The following is a 24,534-nucleotide window of genomic DNA, read 5'->3' on the forward strand; positions in this document are numbered from 1 at the left end:
CACGACTGCGTGACGATCAGGCGATGAGCGGACGCGCGACGTCGACCTCGCCGTGCTCGACGAGCCAGCGGACCGCGTCGAGCACCGTCGCCTCGGCCGTGTACGCCGGCTCGTAGCCCAACACCCGGCGCGGCTTCTCGGTGCTGAACACCTGGCTGCGCGACAGGTGCTCCCAACTGGCACCGGCGTGCTCCGGAGCCGTGGTCTCGCGGAACCGGTCCCACGTGACGGACTCGAGCCGCGCCTCCTGACCGAACCACGACGCCGCGAGGTGGGCGTACCCGCGCACCGTGAGCGCCGTCGGGGCCGTGACGAAGAAGTCCTCGCCCGCCGCGGCTTCCCGGTGCTCGACCGCCAGTTGGAACGCCTGCGCGACGTCGTCGGCGTGCACGTGCGCCATGGTCTCGGCGCCGAGGCCGGGGACCTCGATGCTCTCGCCGGCGGACAGCCGCGACCAGACCGACGGATCGAGATTGCCGAGCGGACCGATCGGCGCCCAGCCCGGACCGCTGATGTGCCCGGGGTGCAGCGAGGTCGTGACGACACCACCGTCGGCGGTTTCACGCTTGAGCATCCGGGCGATGGCGTCCTTCTGGGTGCCGTACTCGCCGAAGGGCTCGGTGGCGTTCTCCTCGGTGATCGGCAGCACGTGCGAGACCCCGGCACGCCAGATCGACCCGCAGTGCACGAGGTGCGTGCCGCTCCCGCGGAGGGCGGCGACGAGGGCCTCGGCGGACGACAGGGTGAAGCAGACGAGGTCGACGACGGCGTCTGCTCGGAGTCCGGCGATGCGGGCACCGAACGTGCCGTCGCGGTCCTCCTGCTCGCGGTCCGCGGTGACCCGCTCGACCTGGGCCCACTCGGGGGAGTCGGCGTAGGCGGAGCGGGTCCCGCGGCTCACGGCGATGACCTCGTGCCCGGCGCGGACGAGGCGGGGGACGAGGAAGGTGCCGATGTGGCCGGTGGCTCCGATGACGACGATGCGCATGGACGTCACGGTAGGCGCACGACGCCGGACGGTGCGTCAGTCGGCGGTGATGACCTTCACGGAACCGGCGATCGTCGCGGCGTCCTCGGCGAGCGCGACCACCGGGTCGGGGAGCCTCGTGGTGGCGCCGACGAGCTTGCGTGCACCCCAGCCGACGAAGCTGCCGACGATCGCGCCGACGCCGCCGAGGATCGCGCCCTCGATGCGGAGGTCACGCTTGCCCGTCGTCCCGAGCGCGGCACCGGCGAGCGCGCCGGAGGCGACCCGGCCGACCAGGCCGGCGGGGGAGATCCGGTTCGGGGTCGCCGGCAGCTTGTCCCCGATGAGCTCGCCGACGGCGGAGGCCACGAGCAGGCCGCGGCCGATCGGGGTGCTGAACACCTTCCAGTCCTGCCACGACCCCTTCAGCGAGGAGCGGTCGTGGTTCAGCGCGAGGACGGCCAGTGGGGTCGCGCTCCGGCCGCCGCTCAGGATGCCCAGCACCAGGGTGCGGACCAGGGTGTGCTGCTCGTTGTGCTTGCTCATCGCTTCTCCTGTCGAGTCCGTTCGGAATCTACTCTTGCGCTCCTGGTACTCAGCGTTACTATGTACCGGTAGTCAGCGACGCTGAATACCAGCGACACTGAGTACCGGCCGCACTGAGTACCAGCAACACCGAGTACCAGCACCACGACCACCGCCACCACCACGACAGCAGGAGGCACGCATGCCCAAGCAGGAGACCGAGATGCTCAAGGGCATCCTCGAGGGGATCGTCCTCGCCGTGCTCGTCGGCCGACCGGCCCACGGGTACGAGATCACGGCCTCGCTCCGGGAGCAGGGCTTCACCGACATCGCCGAGGGCACCGTCTACGCCCTGCTCGTCCGCATCGAGCAGCGCGGCCTCGTCGACGTCGAGAAGGTCCCCTCGGAGAAGGGCCCGCCCCGCAAGGTGTTCACGCTGAACGCCCGCGGGCAGGAGCAGCTCGACGACTTCTGGCAGGCATGGGCCTTCCTCTCCGAGCGGCTCGACCACCTCAAGCACACCACCACCAGCACGAACGGACAGGACTGATCATGGGGATCTCGATCTCGGACATCACGACCAAGCTCATCGGCGACAAGAAGCGCTGGAAGCAGTACAAGGCCCGCACGGCAGCGCTGCCGACGAGTCACCGCACCGCCATCGACGGCATCGAGCGGTACCTGATGTACACCGGCCCGAACGACGGCGAGCAGCTCATGCGCATGCTCGACGACCTCGCCGACCTGTTCGAGCAGAGCGCCGCCGACGGCACGAGCGTCCGCGCGGTGGTCGGTGACGACCCGATCGCCTTCGCCGAGGAGTTCAAGGCGAACTACGGCATCGGCTCGTGGCTCAGCAAGGAGCAGCAGCGCCTCGTCGACGCGATCGAGAAGGCCGACGCCGACCGGGCCGACGCCGACCGGGCCGATGCGGACGGGGAACGGTCGTGACCGCGGCGATCCGGGTCCGGGGGCTCGAGAAGTCCTTCGGTGACGTGCACGTGCTGCGTGGCGTCGACCTCGACGTCGAGGCCGGCTCCGTGGTCGCCCTGCTCGGCTCGAACGGCGCGGGCAAGACCACCACGATCCGGATCCTCGCGACGCTGGCGAAGGCCACCGCCGGGTCCGCGTCCGTCGCGGGACACGACGTGGTCGCCGACCCGGGTGCGGTCCGCGAGTCGATCAGCCTCACCGGGCAGTTCGCCGCCGTCGACGAGGTCCTGACCGGTCGCGAGAACCTCGTCCTCGTCGCGCGGCTCCGACACCTGCCGCACGCCGGCCGCACCGCCGACGACCTGCTCGCGCGGTTCTCCCTCACCGAGGCGGGATCGCGTCGCGCCGGGACCTACTCGGGCGGGATGCGTCGACGGCTCGACATCGCCATGAGCCTGATCGGCGACCCGGCCGTGGTGTTCCTCGACGAACCGACGACCGGCCTCGACCCCGAGGCCCGGATCGAGGTCTGGGACGCCGTCCGCGCCCTCGCCGCCAGCGGCACCACGGTGCTGCTCACCACGCAGTACCTGGACGAGGCCGAGCAGCTCGCCGACCGCATCGCCATCCTGCACGAGGGCCGCATCATCGCCGACGGCACCCTCGCCGAACTCCAGCGACTGCTCCCGCCCGCGAAGGTCGAGTACGTCGAGAAGCAACCCACGCTCGAGGACGTCTTCCTCGCCGTCATCGGACACCGTTCCGACACGACCACCAAGGAGGTGGCCTGATGTCCGCCCACCCGATCCACGACACCGCCGTCCTGGCTGGGCGCTCGCTGAAGCACGTCCTCCGGAGCCCCGACACGATCATCACCACCGCCGTGATGCCCATCGCGTTCCTGCTGCTGTTCGTCTACGTCTTCGGCGGCGCGATCGAGACCGGGTCCACCTCGTACGTCGACTACCTGCTGCCGGGGATCCTCCTGATCACGGTGGCGTCCGGCGTGGCGTACACCTCGTACCGGCTGTTCCTCGACCTGCAGGCCGGGATCGACGAGCGCTTCCGGTCGATGCCGATCGTGCGCGCGGCCTCGCTGTGGGCGCACGTGCTGACGTCCCTCGTCGCCAACCTGGTGTCGGTCACCGTGGTCGTCGGGGTCGCCCTGCTCATGGGGTTCCGGAGCAGCGCGGGCGTCGGTGCGTGGCTCGCGGTGCTCGGGATCCTCGTCCTGTTCACCCTGGCGCTCACGTGGATCGCGGTCGTCGCGGGGCTCTCGGCGAAGTCGGTGGACGGCGCGAGTGCGTTCTCGTACCCGCTCATCTTCCTGCCGTTCATCAGCTCGGCGTTCGTGCCGACGGACACCATGCCCGGTCCGGTCCGGTGGTTCGCGGAACACCAGCCGGTCACGTCCATCGTGAACTCGATCCGTGCGCTGTTCGCGGGGCAGCCGCCCGAGTCGGACCTGTGGGTCGCGCTGGCCTGGTGCGTCGGGATCCTGCTCGTCGCCTTCGGCGCCGCGACCCTGGTGCAGCGCCGGCGGGTCGGCTGACGCGACCAACAGACGGACTGGAGGCACGGTGCCGGCTGGCACCGCGCCTCCAGTCCGTCCCCCGGTCACCTGCAGACCGCCACCCGGTCTGCAGAGGCGCCGCGAGTAGCGTCCGCCGCATGAGCAACGTCATCCTCTTCGGCGGCCACGGCAAGGTCGCACTCCTCGCCACCCGCATCCTCGCCGACCGCGGACACACCGTCACCTCGGTCATCCGCAACCCGGACCAGGCCGACGAGATCCGCGCCCACGGCGGCGAACCGCACGTCGCGGACATCCAGCAGCAGACCCTGACCGACTTCGCCGAGCTCGTCCACGGACACGACGCCGTCGTGTGGTCCGCTGGTGCCGGCGGGGGATCCGCAGACCGGACCTGGGCGATCGACCGCGACGCCGCCGTGCTGTCCGTCCAGGGAGCCGCGAAGGCCGGCGTCGACCGGTACGTGATGGTGTCCTGGTCCGGATCCGTCCTCGACCACGGGGTGCCGCAGGACAACGACTTCTTCGCCTACGCCCAGTCGAAGATGATCGCCGACGCGGTCCTGCGCGACTCCGGGCTGCGGTGGACCGTCGTCGCACCGAGCACCCTCACCGACGACGAGCCCACCGGCTCGGTCGACTGGGACGGATCCTCGACCGAGGTCCCGCGCGGCGACGTCGCGCACGTGGTGGCGGACGCGCTCGAGCACGACGAGACCGTCGGGAAGACCATCCGCTTCAACACCGGCTCGACCCCGATCGCCGACTTCCTCCGCTCGGCATGATGAGCCCGGCCGTCCTGTTCGTGCACGGGGCCCTCGTCCGGGACGGCGCGTGGTGGTGGGGCCCCACCGCCGACCTCCTGCGGGAGCGCACCGGCATCGAGAGCCACGCGGTCCTCCTGCCGTCCTGCGGTGAGACCGAGACGGACGGAGGCCTGACCGAGGACGCCGCGGCGCTGCGCAGGGCACTCGACGAGGTATCCGAGGCGATCGTCGTCGGCCACTCCTACGGCGGCACCGTGATCGCCGAGGCCGGTCGGCACCCCGCCGTGTCGCACCTGCTGCTCGTGTCGTCCTACCTGCCGCCCGTCGGGGCGTCCCAGGGCTCGATCATGTCGGGCGAGCCCGATCCCGTCGCGGTCCGCCAGGACGTCGACGGGCGCATCGTCGTCGACGGGTACGACGCGGACTCGTTCGGCGCCCGGTTCCTGCAGGACGCCGACGAGGCCACCCGACGCGAGGCCTGGAGTCGCGTCACGTCACAGGACGCCCGAGCGTTCGGGACGCCGACGACCGCGGCCGGCTGGGCCGGCGTGGACTCCACCGCGATCGTGTGCGGCGACGACCGGTCGACCACGGTCGCCCTGCAGTGGCAGCACGCCGAACGGGCGACGCGCGCCGTCGAGCTGCCGACCGGGCACCACCCGTTCACCACACGACCGGACCTCGTCGTCGAGCAGCTCGAGGCGTTCCTGGCCTGACCGGGCGCGCCGGCAGGTCGCTCCAGACGTCGGCCCAGATCGACTCGAAGTCGACGGGGCGCAGGTCTCCGGCACGGAGGGCGCGCTCCGTGACGGCCAGTGCGTCGAGCGAACGCCGGAGCAGCCGGACGTCCCCGTGGACCTCGGGCCGGCCGTTGCCGTGGAACGTCGTCACGGTGACCGAGCGGACCCCGGGTCGCAGGCGCCGGGTCACTCGGGCGAGCGTCACGAACCCGGCCGCGTACACGACCACCGCCGCGACCGTGCCGAGGCCAGGCGATCCGGCGAGCGCCGCCATCACCGCGACGGCGAGGAGCGCCCCGACGCCCGGCCACGTCGACCACGCCCGCAGCCGCGCACGTTCGCTCCGCGTGGTGCCGGGCGGGAACACGACGAGGGTGCGGCTGCTCCACATCGTGCGACCCACCGGACGGACCGAGCAGCTGCCCCACACGTGCGGTCCGTCGACCACTCAGGCGCGCAGGTCGGCTGCGGCGCCGGACCTCGGGCCGTGCCTCACCGTGACACCTCGGCCCGCACGGGCTCGACCACGTCGCGGTGCCGGATCGCCGAGACGCAGGGGAAGCAGAGCAGATCGCCCTCCCGGACGTCGGCGGGCAGCGGGGCCGGCAGCCGGTGGAACGGTTCGCCGTCCGTTCCGTCGTACGGCGTGACCACGGAGGTCCGCGTCGGCGCGGCCGTGCTGACCCGCCCGATCAAGCGCACCTGGTCGAGCACCGCGAACGGGGGCAGCACGGCGTCGAGCTCGAGGAGCACCACGCCGGTCCGCGGCCGACGGACCCGGAGGACCGAGGCCACGGCGACGCTCACGTCGCGCGGCATCCACGAGCGGGGTCGGTAGCGGGGCGGCGCCTGCTCGGCGGTGTGCACGCACGGGGTGCCGGTCAACTCGGCGAGGCGGACCATCGACACGGCGGCGACCAGGACGTCGTCGGTGGTGGTCTCGGTGTGCGCCGGCCAGAGGGCGGGGTCCACGGGTTCCGGCAGGGACGCGCGGAGCGTGGGGAGGATCGCTGTCAGGGTCACACCGACACGATCCGTCCGGGAGCCGGCCCGGGGAACCGGTCCTGACGGACTCCTCACGCCCCGGTGCCGACTCCGTGCGGCGCCCTGACGGCTCAGGCGAACTGGGCGTAGAAGCGCTCGGGCTCGTGCGCGAGCGACGCCTTCACCATCGCGCTCCACTCGTCCACCACGACCTCGGCCGCGCCACGCTCGACCCCGTCGAGTGCAGCCCGCGCGGCCTCCGCCGGGTCGATCATCGGACCCTCGTACCCGGCCATGATGTCGGTGTCGGCAGCACCGAGGTGGAGGCCCTGCACCGTGATGCCCTTCGCGGCGAGTTCGAGCCGGACGGCGTTCGTCATGTTCCACTCCGCGGCCTTCGCGGCTGCGTACCCGCCGGAGCCCGGGTAGACGAACCACGACAGGGCCGACAGCACGTTCACGATCCCGCCGCCGCCGTTCCGCTCGATGACCGGCGCGAAGGCCCGGACCATCCCGAGGTTGCCCCAGAAGTGGGTGTCCATCTCGCGCCGGACGTCGTCCAGGGGGTCCGTGAGCAGCGACCCGGTCGTCGCGATCCCCGCGTTGTTGACCAGCAGCGTGACGTCCGACGCCGCGGCGGCAGCGGCGTCGATCGAGTCCTGGTCGGTGATGTCGAGCGGCAGGATCTCCACGCCCTCGATGTCGACGAGCTCGGGTCGGCGTGCCGTGGCGTAGACCTTGGCCGCACCGCGTTCGAGCAGCTGCAGCACGAAGCGTCGTCCGATGCCGCGGTTCGAGCCCGTGACGAGTGCGACCGATCCAGCGATGTCCATGGTGTTCCTCCTGCCTCGCGGGCACTTCCCGCGACGGCTCGGTTACGCTAAGACCTGACATCCATGTGAGGTGCAAGGAGGAATCGTGCGCATCGGAGACCTCGCCGCCGCGACCGGGGCCAGCGTCCGTTCCCTGCGGTACTACGAGGAGCAGGGCCTGCTCGTCGCGACCCGCACGCCGAGTGGGCAGCGCACCTACGGCGCACCCGCGGTCGAACGCGTGCAGCTCGTCCAACAGCTCTTCGCCGCCGGCCTGCCGAGCCGGACCATCGTGCAGCTGCTGCCGTGCGTCGACTCCGGCCGGGCGACCCCGGAGTCGTTCGCGCTGCTGGTGTCCGAGCGCGACCGGATCACGGCACAGCTCGCGGAGCTCGAGGCCGCACGGGAGCGCCTGGACGAGGTCATCGCGATCAGCGAGCACCCGACGCCCGAGCACTGTCCGGCCCTCCGGGAGCCGCAGGCGCAGGCGGCCTGACGGTCAGCCGAGCACCGCGCTCGCGATCTGTCGTGCCGCCTGCTCGGCCGTCGCGTCCGTCGTGTCGACCACCTCGGCCTCGGCGTGGAGCCACGTCCGCGCCGCTTCCGAGTAGGGCTCCACGCGGCTGAAGCGGAAGGTCGACGGGCCCATGTCCGTGTCGTTGCGGATCCGGTCCCGCAACGTGTCCGTGTCGGTGTGCAGCACGAAGTGCCGCACCGGGATGCCGTGCGCCGCCAGGCCGTCCGCGATCTCGCGCCAGTACCGTTCGACCAGGACGGTCTGCGGCATGACCAGGGTCCCGCCCACGTACTGCAGGACCTGCCGGGCGGTCTCCACGACGAGCGGCCGCCACGGATCCCAGTGCTGGAAGTCGTCCGTCGTGCGCAGGGTCGGCCGGACGTCCATCAGCGTCTCGCCGACCTTCTCGGGGTCGAGGATCCGGGCATCGGGCAGCAGTGGCTGCAGGAGACGACTCGTGGTGGTCTTGCCGACCCCGTGGGTGCCGTTGAGCCAGACGATCATGCACCCAGTGTGCCCGGGCCGTCCGATCAGCGGGGTGGAGGCGACCCCACGCGACTACGGTTCGAGAGGTCACCACCGGAAGGGACCCCCAGATGCCGTCCATCGACGTCGCAGGCCACCGGATCGCGTACGAGGCGTACGGCGATCCGGAGCAGCCGCTGCTCGTCCTCGTGCACGGCCTGAACGGCGACGCGTCCACCGTCGCGCCGCTCGCAGCACGACTCGCGGAGCACTTCCACGTCGTGACGCCCGACGCGCTCGGACACGGCCGCTCCGACCACCCGGCGTCCTTCACCATCGAGGACCAGGGCCGCGTGCTGAACGCCCTCGTCGCGGCGCTCGGACGGTCCAGCGCGACCCTCGCGGGCATCTCGATGGGCTCGTACCTCGTCGCGCAGGCCGCGATCCTCGAGCCCGCGCGCACCGACCGACTCGTCCTCGTCGTGAGCAAGGCGCACGGCACGACGTCCTCGTCGGCCGCGTTCGCCGCGCGCCGCGGGGTCGACCTCGCGACCCTCGACCCCGAGGCCGCGATGGCCCTGCTCGCCGAAGCGCTCTGGTCCCCGGACACCCCTGCCGATCGCCGCGCGGAACTGCTCGGCTCGATGGCGGGGGAGCAGGTGCAGCTCACGCCGGACGAACAGGCACGAGTCGAACGGTCCCTGGCCGGCTTCGACCTGCGACCCGGTCTCGGCCGGGTCACCGCACCCGCACTCGTGGTCTCCGGTGCGAGCGACGGGTTGAACCCACCCGAACTCGGCCGGGAACTCGCGGACCACCTACCGAACGCACGGTTCGAGGTCTACGAGCACTCCGGGCACATGCTCGCCTCCGAGGAGACCGACCGGCTCGTCGACGACGTGCTGTCCTTCACCGCGGGCGACTGAGTGACGGAGGCGCTGTTCCTCGTCGCGGCCGGGGTCGTCGCGGGGATCATCGGCACCGCCGGCGGCATCACCTCCCTCGTCGCGTACCCGGCGCTGCTCGCGGTCGGCATCCCGCCCCTGGCCGCGAACGTCACGAACTCCGTCGCCCTGATCGGCTCCGGACTGAGTTCGGCGCTCCGAGCCGGCCCGGACGTCGTCGGCCACGGGCAGACCATCCGCGCATGGTTGCCGGCGTCGGTCGCGCTCTCGCTCGCGGGAGCCGCACTGCTCGTCGTCACTCCGGCCGACCTGTTCGACCGGATCGTGCCGTTCCTCGTCGCCGCCGGGTCGCTCGTCCTCCTGCTGCAGCCGGCGATCACCCGGTGGCAGACCGCACGAGGGCGTGCACTCTCCCGTCCGGTCGTCGGGGCTGCCGGGGCCGGGGTGGCGGTCTACAACGGGTACTTCGGCGCAGGGTCGGGCATCCTGCTCATCGCCCTGCTGCTGCTCACGACCGAGCCCGTCCTGCACCGGGCGAACGCGCTGAAGAACGTCATCCTCGTCGCGGCGGACGTCCTGCCGGCGGTGCTGTTCGCGGTGCTCGGAGCGGTCGTGTGGCACGCTGCCGTCGCGCTCGGGATCGGGGCCGTCATCGGTGGGCTGATCGGGCCGTCGGTGGCGCGGCGGGTGCCGGCCGCGGTGCTCCGGGTGCTCATCGCGGGCTGCGGGTTCGTGCTGGCGGTGTACTTGTTCGTGACGGCGTGAGCGGGATCGCGGTGCTCTGTCAGCGCCCCTCGTACCGTCCGCGCCCGTGTCGCCGGTCCGAGACCGCGACGAACATCCAGAGCACCCCGATGACGAGCCAGGCCCCGCCCACGATCCAGCGCCAGATCCCGTCCCCACCGACGGCGAGCACGATCCACGCGGCGCCGATCGCGATCCACACGACGGCCTGCCAGATCCACGGCCGCCCGACGATGGAACGCCACAGGGTCTGTGATGCAGCGTCGTCGCTCATGGGGCCAGGCTAACCGCCTGGTGCGACCATCGCATCGATCGTCCGCATGGCCGTGGCGAAGATCGTCAGCACCGGGTTCACGCCCCCGTTCGTCACGTGCACCGATCCGTCGGCGACCCGGAGGTTGTCGTGCCCCCACACCCGTCCGACGGGGTCGACGACCGAGGTCGCGGGGTCGGTGCCCATCCGGAGCGTGCCGGCCTGGTGCTGCCCGCCGCTCGTCCCGACGACGGGTCCGTGCAGTTCCGCGACCCGGGTGGCCCCGGCTGCACGGAGCCACTCGGCACTCCGCACGCTCGTGTGGTCGCGGGCGCGGACGTCCTCTGTGTGGACGCCGCCGCTGAACCACGCCGCCGGGATGCCGTGACGGTCGGTCACGGAGGGGTCGACGCGGACGCGCGCGTCGGCGGTCGTGACCTCCTGGATCGGTCCCATGATCCGCATGCTGCGCCGGGCGAGGTCGCGCATCGCGTGCTTGCTCTCGATGCCGGACCGCGGGATGAGTCCGGTCCCGACGAGGTACTGGTAGGTGTTCGACGGCGTCGCGATGAACTCGTTCGCCAGGATCCCGCCGCCGATCTGCCCGTCCACGCCGTGGCGGAAGTCGGTGGTCGCGATGGAGGGTCCCGGTCCGAGCCCGTCGTCGACGACGTCGTCGAAGATGCCCATCGCCCCGCCGTAGACGTGCCCCTGCAGGTGTCGCCCCACCTGGTCGGTGCCGTTGCCGATGCCGTCCGGCTCCCGGTCGCTGCGGCTGTTGAGCAGGAGCCGCGCGGACTCCACGGCCCCCGCGGCGACGACGACCTCGGCGGCGTCGACGTCCCGGGTCCAGTCCCGCCCGTCCGTGGATCCGACGATCGTCACGCCGACGACCCGCCCGGCGCCGTCCGTCCGGAGCCGTGCCACCCGGCTGTCGAGCAGGATCGAGGCGTTCCCGGTCGCGAACGCCCGGGTCAGCATCGTGTTCTGGCTGCCGTTCTTGGCGTCCACCGGGCAGGCGAACCCGACGCACGTGCCGCACTGCTCGCACGCCCGGCGCCCCAGGTACGGCGTCGAGTTGATGAGGAGCGGGACGTGCACCGTCGACATCCCGAGGACGTCGGCCGCCCGCGCCAGTCGGTCCCGAGCGGCGCCGGACGGTAGCGGGGGCATCGGGAACGGCCGACCCCGGTGCCCGGCCCAGGGTCCGTCGGTGTCGCCGCCGCTCACCCCGACCTCCCACTCGGCGCGCTCGTACCAGGGCTCGAGCTCGTCGTACCCGAACGGCCAGTCCGCCAGGCTGCTGCCGTCCGGCACCCCGTACGTCGATGCCATCGTGAAGTCGCGCGGCCCGAACCGCCACGCCTGTGCCCCGTACACCCGGGTGCCGCCGCCGGCCGTGACCGCGTTGTTGTGCCAGCCCGGCGAGGACGGCCGGAGCAGCAACCGGGTCCGCCCGTCGGAGACCGTCCGCGGGTTGCCCGCGTCGGACGGTCCGGATCGTGGTGCGATGCCCCACGTCGAGCGCGGGTTCCGGATGTGGTCCCGGTTCAGCTCGGCGGTGCCCGGCCACTGCCCGGCCTCGACGACGAGCACGCGGCGACCGGATCCGGCGAGCCCGCAAGCCGCGACACCGCCACCGGCACCCGAGCCGACGACGATGGCGTCGTAGCGTTCGGCCAGCTCCGACGGGTGCACCACGACGGGCTGCGCCGTGGGGACGGGCACCGGGACGCTCCACCCGTCGGGCGGTCCGGGCTGCCAGCCGACCATCGCCCAGGAGCGCTCCCCGTGGTTGCCGCCGTTCCCCGCGTCGGCGTAGTAGCCGGCCGACACGAGTTCGGCGAACCAGGCCCAGTCGGGGTCGCCCTCGTCGTCGGTGCCGTCGACGACCGCGCGGACCCGGTCGGTCCAGTCTGGCCGGTCGTCGAGCACGGTGGCGAGGAAGTCCAGGGCCCCGGCTTCGGAGGCCGACGGGTACTCGTCACCCGGCAGCACCCGGTCGACCAGCGCGCGCAGGCGCGCCGCGTGCTGCTGGACGAACGTCCGTCCGGTCATCGGTGCACCAGCCCTCCGGGCTGCTCCGCTGCGGCCCGCGACCACCGTACCGGGGCGGGCTGCGGTGGTCGGTGGCGACCAGGGCCTGGAGGCGCGGTGTGCGCCGGACGCGCACCGTGCCTCCAGGCCGTGGTCGCGTCGACCGATCAGCGCGGCATGAGCTGGCGGAGGTGCTCGAGCACCTCCGGCATGCCGGGGTTGGCGAGCCGCGGATCGTCCGGGTCACCGCCGCGCGCGACCGTCTCGAGGAAGCGACGATCAGCGTCCACCCGTGCGAGCGCGTCGGTGCCGGGGCGACCGTGACCGGGGATCACCACCTCTGCCGTGCGCGCGTGTTCCGCCAGGACGTCGAGGGCGTGCAGGTACGCGGGCAGGTCGTCCGGCCAGAACGGCAGCGGGAGTTCCTCGTCGCTGAGCATGTCGCCGGCGATGAGGACCCGCTGGTCCGGCAGCCAGACGGCGGTGTGCCCGGGGGCGTGCCCGTCGTGCACCACGACCTCGGGGTGGAACCCGGACGGGATCGCCGCGGCGGGGAGCGCCTCGACGCCCTGCACACGGCCCATCAGCTCCGTCAACGATGCCGGGAAACCGGCACCGAGGGACTCCACGAGGTCGCCACGCTCCGTCCTGGCGAGCTCCGCCGTCCGCGGCGACGCGTAGCGGGGGACGTCGCCGAGACCCGGGTGCCACAGGAGGTGGTCGTGGTGCGCGTGGGTCGAGAAGCCGGCGATGACGCGGAGGCCGGCGCGCTCGAGCGAGCCCGCCATCGCGGCGAGTTCGTCGGGCATCCACGCGGGGTCGACGAGCAGGGCGTCACGACCGTCGTGCAGCAGCGTCGACGTGGTCGACATCTGCCGGCTCGTGGCGACGTGCACGCCGTCGGCCACGGGCACGAACCCCGTCACCGCCGCACTCCCACCGGACCCCACGCGCGTCAGCCTACGGCCCGCAGTGCGGGAGGCGGCGTCAGGCGCGGTCGTGGAGCGTGACGTGGTACCCGTCCGGGTCGGCGAAGGTGAACGTGCGCCCGAAGGGCCCGTCGATCGGCCCGGCGACGATGGTGTGCCCGTCGGCGGCCAGGGCGTCGTGGATGGCCTGGACGTCGGTCGCGTGCAGCCAGATCGCCGCCCCGACGCCGGGCTGGGACACCGCGTCGAGGTCGGTGCCGGGGACGATGTCCCGGAGGGCGAACGCGATCGGGGTGGTCTCGAAGACGACCGCGTGGGGCGGGCCGGCCTGGGAGCGGACGAGCCCGAGGTACTGCTCGTAGAACGCCTGCGACGCATCGAGGTCGCGGGTCTGCAGGGAGATGAAGTCGGGGCCGGTGACGGGCATGGGTGCTCCTTCGTTGTGTGTCAGTCTTCTGACACAGGGCAATCTATGTCAGACTACTGACATGAGTCAAGACGCCGACCGCATCGACCTCGACTCGTCGCTCGGCTACCTGCTGAAGGAGGCCGCGAGCGCCCTGCGCGCCGCGATGGAGGCCGTGCTGCGGCCGCTCGAGCTGACGGTGACGCAGTACTCGTGCCTCGAGCTGCTCGCACAACGACCCGGGCTGTCGAACTCGGACCTCGCGCGGGGCGCCTTCGTGACCCGGCAGTCGATGAACGTGCTGCTGCAGGCGTTCGAGCGGGACGGGCTCGTGACCCGACCGGCCGCGGCGCCGGTGGGGAAGGCGTTGCCGACGCGCCTGACGGCGGTGGGGCAGCGGACGCTCGAGCAGGCCTCGGCGGCGGTGCGCGCCGTCGAGGTGCGGATGCTCGGCGGGATGAGCGCGCAGGAACAGGCGGCGGCGCTCAGCGCCCTGCGGAGCATGGTGCGGGCGCTCCGCGACGACTGATCGGGCTCAGGGGGCGCCGTGGGCCACGGTGATCCGCGCCTCGTGCGGGTTGACGAGGGTCTTCGACACGTAGAGCGGCCGACCCGCGAAGCGCAGACTGCGTGACAGGACGAGCACGGGTTCCTCGGCGCCGACACCCAGACGGTGCCCGCGGGTCGCACCGGGTGTGCCGATCGACACCTCGGTGGTACCCGGCCCGGGGACGATGCCCGCGTCGAACATCGCCGCGAGCATCGTCTGGTCGGGCCGGCTCATCCGGATCAACTCGCGGATCGGCGCGAACTCGCCGACCAGTGCCTCGTCGGGCGGCAGGTGCTCCTGGACGAGCCCGACGACGGTGTCCCCGCGTCGGACCACGCTCTCGACGAACCACGAGGCCGAGGACTCCGCGATGCCGAGCGACTCCGACGCGAACAACCCGGTGCGGTCCTGGACGACCATCTCGGTGCGTTCGACGCTGCCGCCCTCCGGGACGAGCAGCCGCTCCGGCGCTTCGACCCGCTCCAGGCCGGACACCGGCAGCCGTTCCGCGACGAAGCGGCCGATGCCCCGGCGGGAGCGGATGAAGCCGTCCTCCTCCAAGAAGATCAGCGCCTCGCGGACGACCGTGCGGGACACCCCGAGCAGCTCGACCAGCTCGGCCTCGGACGGCAGCAGGATGCCCGGCCGGACCGCCCCGCTGCGGATCGCGTCGCTGATGCGCATGTAGGCCGCCACGCGGAGCGGGACCCCGGCGTGTGCGGGGAGCGGGCCCCGGAGAGCATCGGCGATCGTCATGTGCCCAGCCTGTCAGACGCTCGCGGCGGCGGCGGCCTCAGGCTCGGGCTCGGCTTCGGGCTCGGGCTCGGGCTCGGGCTCGGGCTCGGCTTCGGCGTACTCGGCGAAGGCGAGCAGCGCGGGCTGGGACGCCTCGTCCGCCACGGCCGCGGCGCCGACGCGCGCTGCGGTGCGGAGCGCCTGTTCGGCCGGGAGCCCGGCCGCGAGGGCGATCGTGACCGCCGCGGTGAAGGCATCGCCGGCACCGACCGTGTTCCGGACCCGCGCGGGCACGGCCGGCACCTCGGCGACGACCCGGCCGCGCTCGAGGACGGACGCTCCCGACGAGCCGGCGGTCACCACGACGCGGCGGCACCGTGCGAGTTCCGGCAGCGCGGCCCACTCGAGTTCGTTGACGACCACCAGGTCGGCGCGCTCGAGCGTCTCCGGGCGCAGGTGCCGGGCGGGCGCGGCGTTGACGGCGACGAACGCCGACGACCGTGCGACGGCCGCGTCGACGAGCGCCGGGTCGACCTCGAGCTGGCAGAGCAGCACGTCGGTGTCCGGCAGCGCCGCCGGCAGGGCGACGAGGGCGTTCGCCCCGGGGAACACCGCGATCGCGTTCTCCCCGGCGTCGTCCACCGTGATGGCGGCGGTGCCGGTCGGGGCGTCCGGGGTCGTCGCGACGAACTCGGTCCGCACGCCCGCTCGCCGGAGCTCCTCGACGGCGAAGACGCCGTCCAGGTCGTCGCCCACCGCGCCGATCACCGTGACGGAGGCACCGAGTCGCGCGGCGGCGACGGCCTGGTTCGCGCCCTTGCCCCCGAGGAACCGGTGCTGCTTGGTGGCGAGGACCGTCTCGCCCGGCGCGGGGAGCTCCGGGACGCGCAGGACCGCGTCGACGTTGATGCTGCCGAGGACGGCCAGGGACGGGAGAGCAGGTGCGCCGGTCACGCGTGCACCGCGTCGAGCTGGAGGATCCGGTTCCGGATGACGTCCGCGGCGGCATCGTCGGCACCGACGACCACCTGCACGACCGGCCCCTGCGCCGCCGGGACCGTCCGGCCGTGCTCGGCGCCGTCGACCACGACGTCGAGCGGCGTCTCGCGGACGGTCGGCTCGACCTCACCGGCGGCGATCGCAGCGGCGAGCGGGTCGTGCAGGGGCGCTCGACGGACGTGGTCGACGGTCTCGTAGAAGTCGATGTAGCGGTGCAGCATCGTGCCGAGCGCCACGCGGAGCGGGTCGCCGGCCGCGATGAACCGGTCGCCGTCGGCGTCGTCGAACCGGTGCTGGCGCGTGACGTCGAGCGGGACGAGCACGAGGTCGAACCCGGCCGTGAGGACCCGGCGAGCCGCCTCGGCGTCGTTGTGGACGTTCGCCTCGGCCACCGGCGACACGTTGCCGGGCTCCCAGACGGCGCCGCCCATGATCGTCAGCGTGCCGACGAGCTCCGGCAGACGGGGCTCGAGCTCGAGCGCGACGGCGAGGTTCGTCAGCGGCCCGATCGCGAGCACGTCCAGCCGGCGCGGACCAGCCGCGTACGACCGCGCCAGTCGCACCAGGAGCTCGGCCGCGGGGTCCTCGGCTGCGGCAAGGCCGGCCGGCAGGTCGACCCCGCCCACCCCGTTCGCGCCGTGCACGTGGGGAGCGCCACCGCCGTAGACACCGCCGAGCGGGTCGTGCGCACCGACCGCCACCGGTACCGACCGCCCGCACATGCCCAGCAGCGCCGTCGTGTTCACCGCCGCGGTCGTCGAGTCGGTGTTGCCGGACACGGTGCCGATGCCGACGAGGTCCACGTGCGGGACGTCGAGCAGGTACGCCAGGGCGAGGGCATCGTCGACACCGGTGTCGCAGTCGAGGAAGAGCGGGATCGTGGGGGTGGTCATGCGGTTGCGGCTCCTTCTGAGCGGGCTCCGGCGGGCAGAGCGTTCGGGGTGGGACGGAGGACGAGCGCTGCGACGAACGCCGCGGCGGTGAGGGCGACGGAGATCCAGAGCGCCAGGTGGTACCCCTCGGGTGTGCCCGCGCTGACGGCCGGCCCGACGAGGGCGACCCCGGTGCCGGCTCCCAGACCGAAGCATGCCCCGTGGATGCCCGGCAGGGAACCCGGCGCGTCGGCGGGGGCGTTCAGCACCGACAGCCCGTTCGCGGTGGCCTGGTACAGCCCGAGGTAGAACACACCCATCACGATGAGCAGGCCGAAGACGACCCACTTGTCGGTGGCGGAGAACGCGAGCGCGACGGAGATGAGGAGGATCCCGCCGGTGGCCACCCGGAGGGACCGGACCCACCCGATGCGATGCGCGATCCACCCGGCCGCCGGAGCCGTCAGGAGCCCCGCGATCGCCGTCGGGGTGAGGAACAGGAGCCCGGACATCGCCGCGTTCAGCCCGAACCCGTTCGGCCCGTCCTGGCTGAGGACCACGATGGTGAAGTTCGTCGACGCGAAGACCCCCGACAGCGTCAGGAACGTGCAGAGCGGCACCGGCCACGCGGTCCGGGCGCGGAGTGCCGGCACGGCGATGAGCGGCTGCGCCACTCGGCGTTCGACGAGGACGAAGGCCACAGCCGCGAGCACGGCGACGGCGAGCCACAGCAGGGTGCGCGCGTCGGCGATGCCCCGGGACGGCACCTCGCTGACGAACTGCGAGAACCCGACGAGGAAGGCGCCGAGGATCGTCGCGCCGAGCCAGTCCATCCGGCGGGCGGCGGTGCGTCGGACCCGCGGCACGAAGGCGATCACCGAGAGGGTGCCGAGCACCGCGACGACGAGGATGACGACGAAGACCGCGCGCCAGCCGAACGTGTCCGTGATCGCCCCGCCGATGTACCCGTCGAGACCACCGAGGCCGCCGCTCACCGCGGTCACGACGCCGACCGAGATGCCGAACTGCTTCGCGGTGAGCTCCTCGGACAGCACCAGGAACGCGATCGTCAGTGCCGCCGACGAGGTCCCCTGCAGCACACGACCGGTGAGCAGGAGGGGCAGCGACGAGGCTGTGACCGTCAGCAGCGTCCCGACGAGCAGGGCGGTCATCGTCACCAAGAGCGCCCGCCGCCGACCGATCGTGTCCGACCAGCGGGAGACCACCATGCCCAGGACCGAACCGGAGAGGAAGAAGAGGGACTGCACCTGGGACACGACGCCGGCGGAGGCGTGCAGGTCGACCGCCATCGCGGGGATGGCCGGGGTGAGCAGGCTCGCGTTCAGCTGGAACGCGAGCACCGCGACGATGAGGGACGCGACGAGCAGGGGGACGCGTGCGCCGGACAGGCGCTCGCGTTCCGTCTCGGGGCGAGCGGGGGCGACGGTCATGGAGGACTCCTTCGTCCGGGTTGTCGTACGTACCTGTAATACAGGTCCGTACTCTATGACCCGGTCCCCGCGCTGGCAAGCGCGGGGACTCGACGCGCGCACGGGCGGACGGGAGGCACGGTGCCAGCCCGCACCGTGCCTCCAGTCCGTCAGGTCCGGACGTCCGCCGCGTGAGCCGACAGTTCCGATCACCGTTCGCTGACCTGACGTCGGAGACGAAGCGGATGACGGCTGTCGACACCCAGGGGGACACGCAATGAGCAAGATGAAGCAGGCACTGTTCGGCATGGGAACGGTCGCGGCACAGGCGGGAGCAGGTGTCGTTCTGCCCGCTGCTGCGGCGCCGGCGCACGCCGGTCCACTCGTCTGTCACTCGTGGACCGAGACCTACACGAAGCCGGGGTGCGACAAGAAGAAGCAGATCCGCACGGCGTACACCGGATCTGCGACTGAACGGCAGTCAACGAACACTGACAGGGGTCGTGCGACACAACTGGTCGTATGACCCCTGTCGTTGATCGGCACCGCCGTCGCCGAGCAGACCTGGGCTCTCGAGCTCTGAACACGACCAGATCGGAGAAGGATCATGCACGCAGTCCTCGAGTACACCTACGTCGACGACTACCTGGCGCGCCGTGACGCGTTCCGCCAGCAACACCTCACCGCAGCATGGGCTGCCGCGGAGCGTGGTGAGCTCCTCCTCGGTGGAGCCGTCGGAGCAGGCGACGGGCCGTTCAGCGCCCTCATCGTGTTCACCGGAGACGACGCCCTCGAGCGCGCTCGCGCCTTCGCGGAGACCGATCCGTACGTCACCGGCGGACTCGTCGAATCATGGACCGCGAAACCCTGGACCACCGTCGTCGGAGCTGCAGCCTCCACCCCAGTCCGGCCAGATTGACCAAGGCGCGGGCGCGCGGATTCGTCTGTCGGCCAACTCACTACTTGTCACCAACGACCGCATACGAGACTGGTGACGGCGCGCGTGGCACCTGATCTGACCGAACATCTTGTCGCCGTTGCTGAGACGGCACGCGTCCGTCTCGGTAGCCGATCGGCTATCGGACACCCGCCTCGGGCCTCGGGGTGCGTGTTCATACTTGAGGTCGTTCGCGCCCTTGCACTTCGAGCCGCGCCGATCGCCAGTGACGTGCCCTATCGCGGCTGGCTGCTGAGCGCGGGTGTCTCGGCGAGGCGTTCGTTTGATCCTCGGATGACCCACCAGACAGCGATGAGGGCGAAGGCTCCGATGAGGAGCTCGAGTCCGCCCATGCCGGTGAACGAGGCGGGGTGGCCTTTCCCGGTGGCGAAGACGGCAAAGTCCCAGAGCGCGTGCAGCACCATCGCCCAGACGAGGGTTCCGGTGATGCGGCGGAGGATGTAGAGGACGGTGCCGAACAGGAATGCGGAGAGCACTTGGAAGCTGGTCCGGCCGAAGTCTTGGCCGCTGAGGACGTTGACGTAGTGCATGAGACCGAACGCGAGGGAGGAGAGGAACCAGACCCAGCCCTCGCCGAGCCTGGACCGGAGGGCTGTGACGAGGAGGCCGCGCGTGGCGATCTCCTCGGTGAACCCGACGAGCAGGAGCACCAGTGACGCGGCAAAGAAGCTGAGGTCGTAGGCGCCCCAGTCGGTGCCGATCAGGTTGAGCAGCATGAGGACGGTCATGAGTGCCGGCGCGATGACGGGCCACCGTGACGTCGCTCGGTGCTGTTCGCGTATCGCTGGCCGCCACCAGCCGAGCAGGGTCGTGACGACGGTGAGGGCGATGGCGCCGAGGATCAGTGAAATGCCGACGCCGCGAAACAGGGTGCTGCCGTTGTCGCCGAGGTCTGGGTAGGGAACGCCGGAGAGGTGTTGGGTGATGGACACGAGGGCGACGTAGCCGACGACGACGGCGATGCCGATCCAAATCCGAGGTCGGACGCGAAGATCCGGCCGATCAGCGGGTGAGCGCATGGTGCCCCATTTCATACGGCGGCGTGCGTCCCCTGCGGTGCCCGTTCCGCTCGGTAGCCATCCTATGAACGACCGTCGGGGACTGTCCGGAGGGCGATCCCTATGCGCTGTTGCGCGCGGCGGAGAGATACGTCCGCAGCGCCCCGGCTGGGACGCGGCGCACAGAGCGCACGACGACGCGGCCGAGCTGCTGACGAGAGACGAGCGTTGTGACGGTCGCCGTGCTCATGCAGAGCAGAGCCACGTCGGCAAGGCGTAGGAACGGCGGCAGGTTGGCGGTCATCTGGTGGAGTGTCGGTAGCGTCTCGCTGCCGGTGCTCTCGTGCTCGTGCTCGTGCTCGCGAGCCATGCGTCCTCCGCGAACATCTGATCAGCGGCTAGTCCGATCACGTCAGTGAGGTTGAGAACCGCGTCTGTCGACCTGACCGAAGCGACGTCACCCTGACGCTTGCTCAGCCACAACTGCTGGTCGCTGAGCCGGACGCGGTCCTCGGCCTCAAGCTGCGTGCCGCCGACGCGTAGGCCCGCCCAAGCATTGCCTTGCGGTCGGCTCAACCCGTTCGCGCTGCCAAACAACGTGTCCATCTTCGTATTTCAGACGCGTTGAGTGGCAGTCGGACAAGTTAGCTGGCGGACGACAGCGACAACGAACTACTGCGGCATGTCAACGAACCGCGAGAACATCCCGTGGAACGCCACCGTGATGGTGTCCGTCGGCCCGTTACGGTGCTTCGCCACGATGAGATCCGCCTCACCCTGACGCGGGTTGTCCTTCTCGTACGCCGACTCGCGGTGCAACAGGATGACCATGTCGGCGTCCTGCTCGATCGACCCGGATTCGCGGAGGTCGGAGATCTGCGGCTTCTTGTCGGCACGCTGCTCGGGACCACGGTTCAGCTGCGACAGCGCGACGACGGGGACCTGGAGCTCCTTCGCCATGAGCTTCAGCGCACGCGAGAACTCGGAGACCTCCTGCTGGCGGGACTCGACCTTCTTGCCGGAGGTCATGAGCTGCAGGTAGTCGATGACGACCATGCGCAGGTTGTGCTGCTGCTTGAGGCGACGGCACTTGGCGCGGATCTCGACGAGGGTCATGTTGGGGGAGTCGTCGATGAAGAAGGGAGCGTCGTTGATGCGCCCGCGGGTCTGCGCGATGGTCGTCCAGTCGCGGGAGTCGACGGTGCCCTTGCGCATGTTCTGCAGCGGGACACTGGACTCGGCGGAGAGCAGACGCATGGCGATCTCGGCGCGACCCATCTCGAGCGAGAAGAAGGCGGCGGTCTCGTTGTGCTTGATCGCGGCGGCGCGGCAGAGGTCGAGCGCGAGCGTCGACTTCCCGAGTGCGGGTCGGGCGGCGATGATGATGAGCTGCCCGGGGTGGAAGCCGTTCGTCAGGCCGTCGAGCTGCGCGAACCCGGTCGGCACGCCGGTCATCTGCCCGTCACGACCCTTGGCGGCCTCGATCTCGTCGAGGGCGGCGGAGATGGCGTCGGTGAGCGGGACGTAGTCCTCGGTCTGGATGCCGCCGGCGACGTTGTACACCTCGGCCTGGGCGCTGTTCACCAGGTCGGTGACCTCACCCTCGGACGCGTAGCCCATCTGGACGATGCGGGTACCGGCGTCCACCAGGCGGCGCAGGACGGCCTTCTCGGCGACGATCGCGGCGTAGTAGCCGGCGTTCGCGGCGGTGGGCACCATGCTCGTGACGCTGTGCAGGTACTCGGCGCCGCCGGCACGGGAGAGCAGACCCGTCTTGGTCAGTTCGTCGGTGACCGCGATGACGTCGGTGGGCTCACCGTGCGAGTAGAGCGAGAGGATCGCGTCGAAGATGACCTCGTGCTTCGGGATGTAGAAGTCCACGCCACGGGCGGTCTCGATGACGTCTGCGACGGCGTCCTTCGACAGGAGCATCCCGCCGATGGTCGACTGCTCGGCGAGCATGTCGTGCGGCGGTGTGCGCTCCATGCCACCGCGCTCCGCGAAGTCCTGCGGGGCGGGCTCGAGATGCGCGATCGACACACTTGCTCCTCTTGGTCGGACGGCGGTCCACGGTCGGACCGACCGAGCCAGTTCTACCTCGGGCGACCGACATCGCCGAGTCGCTGGGCCAAGCTACGGGGACAGAGTTATCCCCAGCAAACGCCCCTGTGGATAACTCTGTGGAGAGTCTGCGGAACACGCCGGGGTGCTGTGTGGACAACTGTGGATGAGGGTGTGGACAAGTGGTGTGGGGAACACACTTTCGACCGACTGACCTGGGGTTTTCCGTTCCACACCATGTGTGGAGAAGTGGGGTTCAACTACGCATTGAAGGTTGGTGATTTGGACGTTTCGCCTGTGTAAAAACAGTTGACAAACCGAAACCTGAGGACAACTTTCCCAAGCGCCTCCCAGCAAGCGCGACCCCGTCGGAGAGGTAACCGGTCAGCGCGGGACGACCCGCGCCTCCAGGCCATCTGACGTGACACCGGACGGTCGGTGAGACGCCGCACGCAGCCCGAGACACCGCCAAAACGTGCGGTGTCTCGAACACCCAGCGGCGTCTCGTCACAGCAGCGGCGTCTCGCCGCCGACCGACGGCGCCCGCGCCGCCCCGCCCGCGCCACCCCACCCGCGCCCGCCCCCGCCGCGCCCGCCCCACAACGCAACGACGGGCGGGCCTCCCGGAGGAGACCCGCCCGTCGGGGAGCGGAACGTCAGTGCTACTTGGCAGCGACGACCTTGAGCGAGATCACGGCAGTGATGTCCTCGCGCAGACGCACGGTGGCCTCGTGGTCACCGACGGTCTTGATGGTCGCGGGGACCTCGACCTTGCGCTTGTCGAGCGAGCCGACTCCCTGCGCCTGGACGGCGTCAGCGACGTCGCCCGGACGGACGGAGCCGAACAGACGGCCGTCCTTGCCGGCCTTGACCGACAGCTGGATGGTCGCGTTCTCGAGCTTCATCTTGAGGTCCTGGGCCTCTTCGATGGTGGCGAGCTCGCGAGCGGCACGCGCCGCACGGATCGACTCGACCTGCTTCTCGCCGCCCTTGGACCACGCGACAGCGAAGCCTTGGGGGATCAGGTAGTTGCGGGCGTAGCCGTTCTTGACGTCGACGACGTCACCGGCGGAACCGAGGCCGGAGACCTCGTGGGTGAGGATGAGCTTCGACATGTGTCGACCTCCGATCAGCGGCCGGAGCCGGCGTAGGGGAGGAGCGCCATCTCACGGGCGTTCTTCACGGCACGGGCGATGAGGCGCTGCTCCTGGACGGAGACGCCGGTGATGCGACGGGCGCGGATCTTTCCACGCTCCGAGATGAACTTGCGAAGGGTCGCGACGTCCTTGTAGTCGATGACGCCGACCTTGATCGACTTCGCGGGAGCGGCGTTCTTGCCGCCCTTACCGCGAGGCTTCCGGCGATCGCCGGTGCTCTTTCCAGCCATTGTTTGTCCTTAAGAAGTGAAAGTTGTGTCCGTTGAACCGCGGAGGATCAGAACGGGGTCTCGTCGTCGTACGTGCCACCGGGGGTGCTCCACACGTCGTTCGACTGTGCGTTGCCACCCTGCTGGCCACCCTGCGGGGACCAGGGCGCGTCCGACTGACCGCCACCGTTGTTGTTCCAGTTGCCGCCGTTGCCACCGTTGCCTGCCGGGGCGTTGCCGCCGCCGATCTGACCACGACCGCCACCGGCGCCACCCGCAGCACGGGTGACCTGTGCGGTCGCGTAGCGGAGCGAGGGGCCGATCTCGTCGACCTCGAGCTCGATGCTCGTGCGCTGCTGGCCCTCACGGTCCTGGTAGGAGCGCTGACGGAGGCGACCCTGCGCGATGACGCGCGAGCCCTTCGTCAGTGAGCCCGCCACGTGCTCGGCGAACTCGCGCCACACGCTCGCGCGGAGGAACAGCGCGTCGCCGTCCTTCCACTCGTTCGCCTGACGGTCGAACGTGCGAGGGGTGGACGCGATGGTGAAGTTCGCCACGGCGAGCCCGTTCTGCGTGTAGCGCAGCTCCGGGTCCGCGGTGAGGTTGCCCACCACCGTGATGACGGTTTCGCCGGCCACGGGTTACTCGGCGCTCGCGGTCGCGGTTGCGGTCGCGTTGGCGGCCTTGCGGGCCGCGCGGGCCTCGTCGCGCTGCTTCTGGGCGGCGACCTGCGCGATGCCCTCTTCGGCGCGGAGGACCTTCGTGCGGAGCACGGCCTCGGAGAGACCGAGCTGACGGTCGAGCTCCTTGGCGGCCTCGGGGGAGGACGTGAAGTCCACGACGGCGTAGATGCCCTCGGACTTCTTCGCGATCTCGTAGGCGAGACGACGACGGCCCCAGACGTCCACGTTGTCGACGGTGCCACCGTCGTTGCGGATCACAGCGAGGAACTTGTCCAGGCTGGGAGCGACGGTGCGCTCATCGATCTCGGGGTCGAGGATCGCCATCAGTTCGTACTGGTGCATGCGGAACCCACCTCCTCTGGTCTCA

Annotated in this window: 33 protein-coding genes; 12 read left to right on the forward strand and 21 right to left on the reverse strand. The window is 71.1% G+C overall.

Annotation, left to right across the window (positions count from 1 at the left end; genetic code table 11):
• Positions 1 to 16: 16 nt before the first annotated feature.
• Together CRP27_RS14925 and CRP27_RS14930 are read right to left on the reverse strand one after the other, a co-directional pair.
• Positions 17 to 988, reverse strand: a complete 972-nt coding sequence (locus CRP27_RS14925) for an NAD(P)-dependent oxidoreductase (RefSeq protein ID WP_097181396.1) — start codon at positions 986 to 988, stop codon at positions 17 to 19.
• Between the two features lie 36 nt (positions 989 to 1,024).
• Positions 1,025 to 1,513, reverse strand: a complete 489-nt coding sequence (locus CRP27_RS14930) for a DUF4126 family protein (RefSeq protein WP_097181397.1) — start codon at positions 1,511 to 1,513, stop codon at positions 1,025 to 1,027.
• A gap of 181 nt (positions 1,514 to 1,694) precedes the next feature.
• Between CRP27_RS14930 and CRP27_RS14935 the strand changes: the two genes are divergently transcribed.
• The 6 genes from CRP27_RS14935 (at position 1,695) to CRP27_RS14960 (ending at position 5,439) form a co-directional block, all read left to right on the forward strand.
• Positions 1,695 to 2,042, forward strand: a complete 348-nt coding sequence (locus CRP27_RS14935) for a PadR family transcriptional regulator (RefSeq protein ID WP_097181398.1) — start codon at positions 1,695 to 1,697, stop codon at positions 2,040 to 2,042.
• Positions 2,043 to 2,044: 2 nt separating this feature from the next.
• Positions 2,045 to 2,443: a DUF1048 domain-containing protein gene (locus tag CRP27_RS14940; RefSeq protein WP_097181399.1), complete on the forward strand. Its 399-nt coding sequence runs from the start codon at positions 2,045 to 2,047 to the stop codon at positions 2,441 to 2,443.
• Positions 2,440 to 3,216, forward strand: coding sequence for an ABC transporter ATP-binding protein (locus CRP27_RS14945; RefSeq protein WP_097181400.1), 777 nt, complete (start codon positions 2,440 to 2,442; stop codon positions 3,214 to 3,216). Before CRP27_RS14940 ends, CRP27_RS14945 begins: the two co-directional genes overlap by 4 nt.
• The gene (locus tag CRP27_RS14950) at positions 3,216 to 3,977 is read left to right on the forward strand and encodes an ABC transporter permease (protein WP_097181401.1); all 762 of its coding nucleotides are present in this window, start codon (positions 3,216 to 3,218) and stop codon (positions 3,975 to 3,977) included. Before CRP27_RS14945 ends, CRP27_RS14950 begins: the two co-directional genes overlap by 1 nt.
• Before the next feature lie 119 nt (positions 3,978 to 4,096).
• The gene (locus tag CRP27_RS14955) at positions 4,097 to 4,741 is read left to right on the forward strand and encodes an SDR family oxidoreductase (protein ID WP_097181402.1); all 645 of its coding nucleotides are present in this window, start codon (positions 4,097 to 4,099) and stop codon (positions 4,739 to 4,741) included.
• A complete protein-coding gene (locus tag CRP27_RS14960) occupies positions 4,741 to 5,439 on the forward strand; it encodes an alpha/beta fold hydrolase (protein ID WP_097181403.1) in 699 nt (232 codons plus the stop codon). Before CRP27_RS14955 ends, CRP27_RS14960 begins: the two co-directional genes overlap by 1 nt.
• Here CRP27_RS14960 and CRP27_RS14965 read toward each other — a convergent pair.
• The 3 genes from CRP27_RS14965 to CRP27_RS14975 form a co-directional block, all read right to left on the reverse strand.
• Positions 5,387 to 5,911 carry a DUF6611 family protein gene (locus tag CRP27_RS14965; protein WP_097181404.1) on the reverse strand — a complete coding sequence of 175 codons (525 nt, stop codon included), beginning with the start codon at positions 5,909 to 5,911 and terminating at the stop codon, positions 5,387 to 5,389. The genes CRP27_RS14960 and CRP27_RS14965 overlap by 53 nt on opposite strands.
• Positions 5,912 to 5,955: 44 nt before the next feature.
• On the reverse strand, positions 5,956 to 6,486 hold the full coding sequence (locus CRP27_RS14970) for a hypothetical protein (RefSeq protein ID WP_097181405.1): 531 nt from the start codon (positions 6,484 to 6,486) through the stop codon (positions 5,956 to 5,958).
• Between the two features lie 92 nt (positions 6,487 to 6,578).
• Positions 6,579 to 7,280 carry an SDR family oxidoreductase gene (locus tag CRP27_RS14975; RefSeq protein WP_097181406.1) on the reverse strand — a complete coding sequence of 234 codons (702 nt, stop codon included), beginning with the start codon at positions 7,278 to 7,280 and terminating at the stop codon, positions 6,579 to 6,581.
• 85 nt (positions 7,281 to 7,365) lie between these two features.
• On the opposite strand from CRP27_RS14975, the gene CRP27_RS14980 reads away from it, so the two are divergent.
• Positions 7,366 to 7,755 (forward strand): MerR family transcriptional regulator, encoded by a 390-nt coding sequence (locus tag CRP27_RS14980; protein ID WP_097181407.1) that lies wholly within the window; start codon positions 7,366 to 7,368, stop codon positions 7,753 to 7,755.
• Between the two features lie 3 nt (positions 7,756 to 7,758).
• Here CRP27_RS14980 and CRP27_RS14985 read toward each other — a convergent pair whose 3' ends face one another.
• Positions 7,759 to 8,280 (reverse strand): AAA family ATPase, encoded by a 522-nt coding sequence (locus CRP27_RS14985; protein ID WP_097181408.1) that lies wholly within the window; start codon positions 8,278 to 8,280, stop codon positions 7,759 to 7,761.
• Between the two features lie 92 nt (positions 8,281 to 8,372).
• On the opposite strand from CRP27_RS14985, the gene CRP27_RS14990 reads away from it, so the two are divergent.
• Together CRP27_RS14990 and CRP27_RS14995 are read left to right on the forward strand one after the other, a co-directional pair.
• Positions 8,373 to 9,167, forward strand: a complete 795-nt coding sequence (locus CRP27_RS14990) for an alpha/beta fold hydrolase (protein ID WP_097181409.1) — start codon at positions 8,373 to 8,375, stop codon at positions 9,165 to 9,167.
• On the forward strand, positions 9,168 to 9,911 hold the full coding sequence (locus CRP27_RS14995; protein WP_097181410.1) for a sulfite exporter TauE/SafE family protein: 744 nt from the start codon (positions 9,168 to 9,170) through the stop codon (positions 9,909 to 9,911). It begins immediately after the preceding gene.
• A gap of 19 nt (positions 9,912 to 9,930) precedes the next feature.
• Here the strand turns inward: CRP27_RS14995 and CRP27_RS15000 are convergent, their stop codons facing one another.
• From CRP27_RS15000 to CRP27_RS15015, 4 genes are all read right to left on the reverse strand, one after another.
• Positions 9,931 to 10,164 carry a hypothetical protein gene (locus tag CRP27_RS15000; RefSeq protein WP_097181411.1) on the reverse strand — a complete coding sequence of 78 codons (234 nt, stop codon included), beginning with the start codon at positions 10,162 to 10,164 and terminating at the stop codon, positions 9,931 to 9,933.
• Positions 10,165 to 10,173: 9 nt separating this feature from the next.
• On the reverse strand, positions 10,174 to 12,201 hold the full coding sequence (locus tag CRP27_RS15005; RefSeq protein ID WP_097181412.1) for a GMC oxidoreductase: 2,028 nt from the start codon (positions 12,199 to 12,201) through the stop codon (positions 10,174 to 10,176).
• Between the two features lie 146 nt (positions 12,202 to 12,347).
• A complete protein-coding gene (locus CRP27_RS15010; protein ID WP_255257606.1) occupies positions 12,348 to 13,130 on the reverse strand; it encodes an MBL fold metallo-hydrolase in 783 nt (260 codons plus the stop codon).
• A 37-nt stretch (positions 13,131 to 13,167) separates the two neighbouring features.
• On the reverse strand, positions 13,168 to 13,536 hold the full coding sequence (locus tag CRP27_RS15015) for a VOC family protein (RefSeq protein WP_097181413.1): 369 nt from the start codon (positions 13,534 to 13,536) through the stop codon (positions 13,168 to 13,170).
• Between the two features lie 61 nt (positions 13,537 to 13,597).
• On the opposite strand from CRP27_RS15015, the gene CRP27_RS15020 reads away from it, so the two are divergent.
• Entirely contained in the window at positions 13,598 to 14,044 is a 447-nt protein-coding gene (locus tag CRP27_RS15020; protein ID WP_097181414.1) for a MarR family winged helix-turn-helix transcriptional regulator, read from the forward strand.
• A gap of 6 nt (positions 14,045 to 14,050) precedes the next feature.
• Here the strand turns inward: CRP27_RS15020 and CRP27_RS15025 are convergent, their stop codons facing one another.
• The 4 genes from CRP27_RS15025 to CRP27_RS15040 are packed head-to-tail and all read right to left on the reverse strand — an operon-like array spanning position 14,051 to position 18,122.
• Positions 14,051 to 14,821 (reverse strand): GntR family transcriptional regulator, encoded by a 771-nt coding sequence (locus CRP27_RS15025; RefSeq protein ID WP_097181415.1) that lies wholly within the window; start codon positions 14,819 to 14,821, stop codon positions 14,051 to 14,053.
• Positions 14,822 to 14,833: 12 nt separating this feature from the next.
• The gene (locus CRP27_RS15030; RefSeq protein ID WP_176505627.1) at positions 14,834 to 15,754 is read right to left on the reverse strand and encodes a ribokinase; all 921 of its coding nucleotides are present in this window, start codon (positions 15,752 to 15,754) and stop codon (positions 14,834 to 14,836) included.
• On the reverse strand, positions 15,751 to 16,692 hold the full coding sequence (locus tag CRP27_RS15035) for a nucleoside hydrolase (protein ID WP_176505628.1): 942 nt from the start codon (positions 16,690 to 16,692) through the stop codon (positions 15,751 to 15,753). The genes CRP27_RS15030 and CRP27_RS15035 overlap by 4 nt, the downstream gene beginning before the upstream one ends.
• Positions 16,689 to 18,122 carry an MFS transporter gene (locus tag CRP27_RS15040; RefSeq protein WP_176505629.1) on the reverse strand — a complete coding sequence of 478 codons (1,434 nt, stop codon included), beginning with the start codon at positions 18,120 to 18,122 and terminating at the stop codon, positions 16,689 to 16,691. Before CRP27_RS15040 ends, CRP27_RS15035 begins: the two co-directional genes overlap by 4 nt.
• A gap of 256 nt (positions 18,123 to 18,378) precedes the next feature.
• Between CRP27_RS15040 and CRP27_RS18290 the strand changes: the two genes are divergently transcribed.
• Together CRP27_RS18290 and CRP27_RS15045 are read left to right on the forward strand one after the other, a co-directional pair.
• A complete protein-coding gene (locus tag CRP27_RS18290) occupies positions 18,379 to 18,627 on the forward strand; it encodes a hypothetical protein (RefSeq protein ID WP_176505630.1) in 249 nt (82 codons plus the stop codon).
• An 81-nt stretch (positions 18,628 to 18,708) separates the two neighbouring features.
• Complete coding sequence (locus tag CRP27_RS15045) at positions 18,709 to 19,020, forward strand: YciI-like protein (protein WP_097181418.1); 312 nt, start codon at positions 18,709 to 18,711, stop codon at positions 19,018 to 19,020.
• A gap of 254 nt (positions 19,021 to 19,274) precedes the next feature.
• Here the strand turns inward: CRP27_RS15045 and CRP27_RS15050 are convergent, their stop codons facing one another.
• The 7 genes from CRP27_RS15050 to rpsF all read right to left on the reverse strand — a co-directional run bounded on the left by CRP27_RS15050 (position 19,275) and on the right by rpsF (position 24,509).
• The gene (locus CRP27_RS15050; RefSeq protein ID WP_176505631.1) at positions 19,275 to 19,991 is read right to left on the reverse strand and encodes a CPBP family intramembrane glutamic endopeptidase; all 717 of its coding nucleotides are present in this window, start codon (positions 19,989 to 19,991) and stop codon (positions 19,275 to 19,277) included.
• Positions 19,992 to 20,178: 187 nt separating this feature from the next.
• Positions 20,179 to 20,361, reverse strand: a complete 183-nt coding sequence (locus tag CRP27_RS15055) for a hypothetical protein (RefSeq protein WP_141399785.1) — start codon at positions 20,359 to 20,361, stop codon at positions 20,179 to 20,181.
• A 368-nt stretch (positions 20,362 to 20,729) separates the two neighbouring features.
• Complete coding sequence (dnaB, locus tag CRP27_RS15060) at positions 20,730 to 22,097, reverse strand: replicative DNA helicase (protein ID WP_079237584.1); 1,368 nt, start codon at positions 22,095 to 22,097, stop codon at positions 20,730 to 20,732.
• A gap of 683 nt (positions 22,098 to 22,780) precedes the next feature.
• Complete coding sequence (gene rplI, locus CRP27_RS15065; RefSeq protein ID WP_097181421.1) at positions 22,781 to 23,233, reverse strand: 50S ribosomal protein L9; 453 nt, start codon at positions 23,231 to 23,233, stop codon at positions 22,781 to 22,783.
• Between the two features lie 14 nt (positions 23,234 to 23,247).
• Positions 23,248 to 23,505 carry a 30S ribosomal protein S18 gene (gene rpsR / locus CRP27_RS15070; RefSeq protein ID WP_017887834.1) on the reverse strand — a complete coding sequence of 86 codons (258 nt, stop codon included), beginning with the start codon at positions 23,503 to 23,505 and terminating at the stop codon, positions 23,248 to 23,250.
• Positions 23,506 to 23,552: 47 nt separating this feature from the next.
• Positions 23,553 to 24,122, reverse strand: a complete 570-nt coding sequence (locus CRP27_RS15075; RefSeq protein WP_097181422.1) for a single-stranded DNA-binding protein — start codon at positions 24,120 to 24,122, stop codon at positions 23,553 to 23,555.
• A gap of 3 nt (positions 24,123 to 24,125) precedes the next feature.
• Complete coding sequence (gene rpsF, locus CRP27_RS15080; protein WP_079237587.1) at positions 24,126 to 24,509, reverse strand: 30S ribosomal protein S6; 384 nt, start codon at positions 24,507 to 24,509, stop codon at positions 24,126 to 24,128.
• Between the last annotated feature and the right edge of the window lie 25 nt (positions 24,510 to 24,534).

Origin of the sequence: Curtobacterium sp. 314Chir4.1 (assembly GCF_900215175.1) — a bacterium.
Classification (GTDB): Bacteria; Actinomycetota; Actinomycetes; order Actinomycetales; family Microbacteriaceae; genus Curtobacterium; species Curtobacterium pusillum_A.

What these genes read in the sequence shown, in the direction of transcription:
- CRP27_RS14925 (WP_097181396.1), bottom strand. Translation starts at nt 988, where the DNA reads ATGCGCATCGTCGTCATCGGAGCCACCGGCCACATCGGCACCTTCCTC.
- CRP27_RS14930 (WP_097181397.1), bottom strand. Translation starts at nt 1,513, where the DNA reads ATGAGCAAGCACAACGAGCAGCACACCCTGGTCCGCACCCTGGTGCTG.
- CRP27_RS14935 (WP_097181398.1), top strand. Translation starts at nt 1,695, where the DNA reads ATGCCCAAGCAGGAGACCGAGATGCTCAAGGGCATCCTCGAGGGGATC.
- CRP27_RS14940 (WP_097181399.1), top strand. Translation starts at nt 2,045, where the DNA reads ATGGGGATCTCGATCTCGGACATCACGACCAAGCTCATCGGCGACAAG.
- CRP27_RS14950 (WP_097181401.1), top strand. Translation starts at nt 3,216, where the DNA reads ATGTCCGCCCACCCGATCCACGACACCGCCGTCCTGGCTGGGCGCTCG.
- CRP27_RS14955 (WP_097181402.1), top strand. Translation starts at nt 4,097, where the DNA reads ATGAGCAACGTCATCCTCTTCGGCGGCCACGGCAAGGTCGCACTCCTC.
- CRP27_RS14960 (WP_097181403.1), top strand. Translation starts at nt 4,741, where the DNA reads ATGAGCCCGGCCGTCCTGTTCGTGCACGGGGCCCTCGTCCGGGACGGC.
- CRP27_RS14975 (WP_097181406.1), bottom strand. Translation starts at nt 7,280, where the DNA reads ATGGACATCGCTGGATCGGTCGCACTCGTCACGGGCTCGAACCGCGGC.
- CRP27_RS14985 (WP_097181408.1), bottom strand. Translation starts at nt 8,280, where the DNA reads ATGATCGTCTGGCTCAACGGCACCCACGGGGTCGGCAAGACCACCACG.
- CRP27_RS14990 (WP_097181409.1), top strand. Translation starts at nt 8,373, where the DNA reads ATGCCGTCCATCGACGTCGCAGGCCACCGGATCGCGTACGAGGCGTAC.
- CRP27_RS15000 (WP_097181411.1), bottom strand. Translation starts at nt 10,164, where the DNA reads ATGAGCGACGACGCTGCATCACAGACCCTGTGGCGTTCCATCGTCGGG.
- CRP27_RS15005 (WP_097181412.1), bottom strand. Translation starts at nt 12,201, where the DNA reads ATGACCGGACGGACGTTCGTCCAGCAGCACGCGGCGCGCCTGCGCGCG.
- CRP27_RS15015 (WP_097181413.1), bottom strand. Translation starts at nt 13,536, where the DNA reads ATGCCCGTCACCGGCCCCGACTTCATCTCCCTGCAGACCCGCGACCTC.
- CRP27_RS15020 (WP_097181414.1), top strand. Translation starts at nt 13,598, where the DNA reads ATGAGTCAAGACGCCGACCGCATCGACCTCGACTCGTCGCTCGGCTAC.
- CRP27_RS15025 (WP_097181415.1), bottom strand. Translation starts at nt 14,821, where the DNA reads ATGACGATCGCCGATGCTCTCCGGGGCCCGCTCCCCGCACACGCCGGG.
- CRP27_RS15035 (WP_176505628.1), bottom strand. Translation starts at nt 16,692, where the DNA reads ATGACCACCCCCACGATCCCGCTCTTCCTCGACTGCGACACCGGTGTC.
- CRP27_RS15040 (WP_176505629.1), bottom strand. Translation starts at nt 18,122, where the DNA reads ATGACCGTCGCCCCCGCTCGCCCCGAGACGGAACGCGAGCGCCTGTCC.
- CRP27_RS18290 (WP_176505630.1), top strand. Translation starts at nt 18,379, where the DNA reads ATGAGCAAGATGAAGCAGGCACTGTTCGGCATGGGAACGGTCGCGGCA.
- CRP27_RS15045 (WP_097181418.1), top strand. Translation starts at nt 18,709, where the DNA reads ATGCACGCAGTCCTCGAGTACACCTACGTCGACGACTACCTGGCGCGC.
- CRP27_RS15055 (WP_141399785.1), bottom strand. Translation starts at nt 20,361, where the DNA reads ATGACCGCCAACCTGCCGCCGTTCCTACGCCTTGCCGACGTGGCTCTG.
- rplI (WP_097181421.1), bottom strand. Translation starts at nt 23,233, where the DNA reads ATGTCGAAGCTCATCCTCACCCACGAGGTCTCCGGCCTCGGTTCCGCC.
- rpsR (WP_017887834.1), bottom strand. Translation starts at nt 23,505, where the DNA reads ATGGCTGGAAAGAGCACCGGCGATCGCCGGAAGCCTCGCGGTAAGGGC.
- rpsF (WP_079237587.1), bottom strand. Translation starts at nt 24,509, where the DNA reads ATGCACCAGTACGAACTGATGGCGATCCTCGACCCCGAGATCGATGAG.